Genomic DNA, 4,060 nt, shown 5'->3' with positions numbered 1-4,060 from the left:
CGCGGCGCGGCGCGACGAAGACGGTGTGCTGTTGTTGTCCAAGTATACCGGGGCTGCGCGGGAATTGGCCGACGCGGTGCAGGTTAATCCTTTCGACATCGATGCGATGACCCAGGCGCTGTACGGAGCGCTGACGATGGAAGCCGCAGAGCGCCGCGAGCGCATGGTTCGGATGCGCGAGCTGGTGCGGACGCATAATGTCTACGAGTGGGGAATCAAGATTTTCACGGAATTGCAGGCGATCCAGCCGCTGGTGCGCGCGGCACGCCGCGGCGGTGGGGCATGAGCCGGATCTGGGTGTTTGATTTCGACGGCACGCTGGCGCCGATCGTGCCGGAACGTGACGCGGCGGCGATGTTGCCGGGATTTGACAGCATCCTGAATACATTGACCGGACGACCCGGAAACACGGTCGCGATACTCTCCAGCCGGACGCTCGACGACCTGCGCGCGCGCTTGACCATGGACGGTATCTACCTCGGCGGCGCCAGCGGGCTGCATTGGCAATCTCCCGATGGGGCTGTGATCTGCACCAATCCAGAAGCAATCGAGCGCGCCGGGCGCTGCCGCCGCGGATTGGTGCCGCTGTTGCGCGAGTTGCTGCGACCGTATCCGATTGATTGGGAAGACAAGGAGACGTCGCTGACGATTCACTATCGCACGCTGGCGGCGCCGGTGCGGGAGCAGGTGCGCTTGTTGCTGCGTAGTTTCTGCTTTGCCCATCGGGTCTCATATTCCGAAGGGCCATTGGCACTGGAGATCCGCTTCGATGCGTCGATTAAGAAAGTGGAGGGTCTGCAGGCGCTGCTGCGAGTTCTTGGCACTGCCGCTGCACCGCCGCAAGTCGTCTTCGCCGGCGATGATGACAATGATGCCGAGGCGATGCACTGGCTCATCGCCGCCGGCGGCACGGCCGTGGTTGTCGGGGAACGGATCGTTGTCCCCCGTGCGGTAGTGCTGCGAGACCCGGCGGAGCTGCTGGATTGGCTGCACGAACAGATCGGGGTTGAAAGCCGTGAGGAAATGAGCAGGAGGTTCATTCAGTGACGCCATTTGCCGTCATGGACTGTGTGCTGCTGTCCCGGATGAGCGGTCTGCCGCCGGCGGTGAATTTGCGCGAGCTGCGCGACCGGTTGGCGATCTGCAGCGAGGATGTCATCTATCATCACTTTTGCGAGACCTGGTTGCGCCCGACTTTTGATGATCCGGAATTTCGCAATGATTTTGCGTTGTGGGCGAATTCCGGTCTGCACGACCGGGTCCTGGCGGAGCGGCTGGCGATCATCGATCCTTACGAGTACACAGCGATCGCCGATCTGCGGCAGCATCTGCTGGAGTTGATTGAGGAGCGTTTGAGCGAACTTCAGCCGTGGGTGCCGATGGCGCGCGCGGGACTTGAATTCAATTTCATGCAGGCCACCACTGTGGTGTTCGATACCGGGGAACGCATTGGTACACCGAAGCATTTGGCGGACGCCGTCGGGCGGATGACCAACGGCAGCATCTATTTTCATTTTCTCGAAGCGCGCCGGCGGCCGCCGCTCTTGCAGGATGACTTCGGCGCATGGCTGACGACCCTGAACGGGGGCTACCAGCGCCTCATCGGGGCGTTGAGTGAAATCGACATCTACTTTAGCAGCCTCGCCGAGATTCGTTCCGAGATCGTGCGCGTGCTGGCGGAAATGCGGGGCGGCCAATGAAGCGGCCGTTGCTGGCTTACGAGGGCATCGTCGGTACGGCGACGATCCGGCAGTTGTACCGGCTCGGGGAGCGCCTGACCGGGACTCGCATCATGCACGTCAACTCCACGCGCCAGGGCGGCGGCGTCGCCGAAATCCTCGACTGGTTGTTGCCGTTGATGCAGGAACTCGGCCTCGACGCTGCGTGGGAGGTCCTCGAAGGCAATTCACGTTTCTACGAGATCACCAAGTCGTTCCATAATGGCTTGCAAGGGCAGAGTGTTCATCTGACTGGCAAGGATTGGGACCACTACCTGGAGACCAATCGCGTCAATGCCGAACGCTTGCGCCCGCAGCTTGAGGCTGCCGATTTCGTCATCATCCACGATCCACAGCCGGCGGCTCTGCTGGGGCTCTGCCCCAACCGCCATGGCAAATGGATCTGGCGCGCGCACATCGACATCAGCCGTCCGCACCGGCCGGTCTGGCGCGGGCTGAGACCGCATGTGACCGGCTACGACGCCAGTATCTTCTCGATGCCGGATTTCGCGCAGCCGCTGCCGCATCCGCAGGTGATCGTCGCGCCCAGCATCGATCCGCTCAGCGACAAGAATTGTGAATTAACGAGGAGCGAACTGGATTCGGTGCGCAGCGAGTACAACCTGGATCCGGAACGGCCGCTGTTGGTGCAGATCTCGCGGTTTGATCGATTCAAGGACCCGCTCGGCGTAATCCAGGCCTATCGCTTGGTGAAACGCAGCCTGCCGGTGCAGTTGGTGCTCGCCGGGGGCGGTGCGACGGATGATCCGGAAGGCAAGACGGTGCTCGAGGAAGTTCTGGCTGCGGCCGAGGGTGATCCGGATGTACACGTGTTACTGCTGCCGCCGGATGCGAATCGCACGATCAATGCGTTGCAGCGGCTGGCGGATATCGTGATTCAGAAATCGACGCGCGAGGGGTTCGGATTAACGGTGACCGAGGGGATGTGGAAAGGCAAACCGGTGATCGGCGGCGACACCGGTGGTATTCGGCTGCAAGTGATCAACTTTCAGACCGGATTCCTCGTCAACACGCCCGAGGGCGCCGCGCACCGGATCAGCTACCTGCTGCATTACCGTCAGCGGCGGCTGGAGATGGGCGAGGCCGCCCGCAGCTTTGTCCGGACGAGCTTTCTGCTGACCCGCCATTTACGCGAATACCTTACGCTGATGCTGGCCTTGCGCAGCGGTGACGGCGAGCGGTTGATGTATGTGTGATGTGTCGGCCTGACCGCGGTTTGCTTGCGGCGATCTCAGTCGCGCGAAGTCGCAACGACTTCTTTGGACTTCCGATCGACGATGCGGATTTCCCACTCACCGTTCATGAGTGTGCCGTCAAGTTCGTAGCTGTGGCCACCAACAGGAGTGAAGGAGATGTTAAGCCAGGGTGAGAAAAGGAATTCGGTATTCACGGTCGTGTTATGTCGCACAAATGCTTTGACAAGAAAAACATGGGGACGATTGCGCACCTTCACGCTGGAGATCTTCTTCGCGGTCGCTTCGTCTTCCAAGATGCGTAAGAATGGCTCTTCAGGTGTTGTCGATAGCTGGGAATCCTTGAAGTCGGAGTAGATCAATTCCTGCAGTCGGATGGAGTCGATTTGCGAGACGAATAAGTAGATGCTGCTATCCTGATACTCCGAGCCGATTTGCCGCTGTACTTTGAGTTGCGCTACCGAATCCTTGGGTGCCTTGGTGCCGTCCAAGACCTTGGTATCGCCGGCATCAGCCTGGGCCGACAGGAGGGCCGTTACGGCAAAGCTAATGAAGAATGATCGCAACGATCGTTACTCCCCGCTTGTCTCTACACCAAGAAAACTATTCTCCACACTATTCACTGTCAAGGGCGATTTGGTTATCAGCGGGCCGCATCAGACCCGCTTGAGCACTCACGATGACTTCAGGCAGGCAGAAGGCAGAATTGCGGAACTTGACAGCAGCGAAACCGATATATATAGTGGATTGCTTGTTAATCTCCTTGGGGGTGACCTGGTTTCGACGGGGTAGGCGGGGATTAGCCGGCGCGCCGAGATCGCACCGATCTCGTAAAACAGGTGCAAACCAATAAGTGGCAACACTTACGCTCTTGCTGCCTAAGTGAACTAGTGCAGCCGTCGAGCGCGCAGCCCGCCATTAGGCTCGCGTAAGGCGCCAGCGAATGATGGCTAGTCCGTTCGCCCGGCTTGGCGACGAACGGGCGAACTAAACAGCCGAGCTGGCCGATTGGTAGCTTTAGCCTTGCGGCGATCTAATCGGCGAGAATAAAAGCAAAGGACACGCGCGTAGATGGCTGGTTGACGTTTATTTCGGACGGGGGTTCGATTCCCCCCACCTCCATTAATT

General features: G+C 59.7%; 5 protein-coding genes and 1 other RNA gene. 5 read left to right on the top strand and 1 reads right to left on the bottom strand.

All coding sequences use genetic code 11. The features are described from left to right. From IT585_09070 to IT585_09055, 4 genes are all read left to right on the top strand, one after another. The coding region (locus IT585_09070; protein ID MCC6963389.1) for a trehalose-6-phosphate synthase at positions 1-286 on the top strand (286 nt) is incomplete at its 5' end. After that, positions 283-1,047, top strand: coding sequence for a trehalose-phosphatase (gene otsB / locus IT585_09065; protein ID MCC6963388.1), 765 nt, complete (start codon positions 283-285; stop codon positions 1,045-1,047). The genes IT585_09070 and otsB, both read left to right, overlap by 4 nt. 14 nt (positions 1,048-1,061) lie before the next feature. Beyond that, positions 1,062-1,700 (top strand): hypothetical protein, encoded by a 639-nt coding sequence (locus tag IT585_09060; protein MCC6963387.1) that lies wholly within the window; start codon positions 1,062-1,064, stop codon positions 1,698-1,700. Next, positions 1,697-2,935 carry a glycosyltransferase gene (locus IT585_09055; protein MCC6963386.1) on the top strand — a complete coding sequence of 413 codons (1,239 nt, stop codon included), beginning with the start codon at positions 1,697-1,699 and terminating at the stop codon, positions 2,933-2,935. The genes IT585_09060 and IT585_09055 overlap by 4 nt, the downstream gene beginning before the upstream one ends. A gap of 35 nt (positions 2,936-2,970) precedes the next feature. Here IT585_09055 and IT585_09050 read toward each other — a convergent pair whose 3' ends face one another. Further along, positions 2,971-3,498 (bottom strand): hypothetical protein, encoded by a 528-nt coding sequence (locus IT585_09050; protein ID MCC6963385.1) that lies wholly within the window; start codon positions 3,496-3,498, stop codon positions 2,971-2,973. Between the two features lie 199 nt (positions 3,499-3,697). Here IT585_09050 and ssrA point away from each other — a divergent pair. After that, positions 3,698-4,057: a transfer-messenger RNA gene (ssrA, locus tag IT585_09045) on the top strand. Positions 4,058-4,060: the final 3 nt, after the last annotated feature.

It is taken from the genome of Candidatus Zixiibacteriota bacterium, assembly GCA_020853795.1.
Lineage (GTDB): Bacteria > Zixibacteria > MSB-5A5 > CAIYYT01 > CAIYYT01 > JADJGC01.
This window is presented reverse-complemented; position numbering and strand designations above follow the sequence as displayed.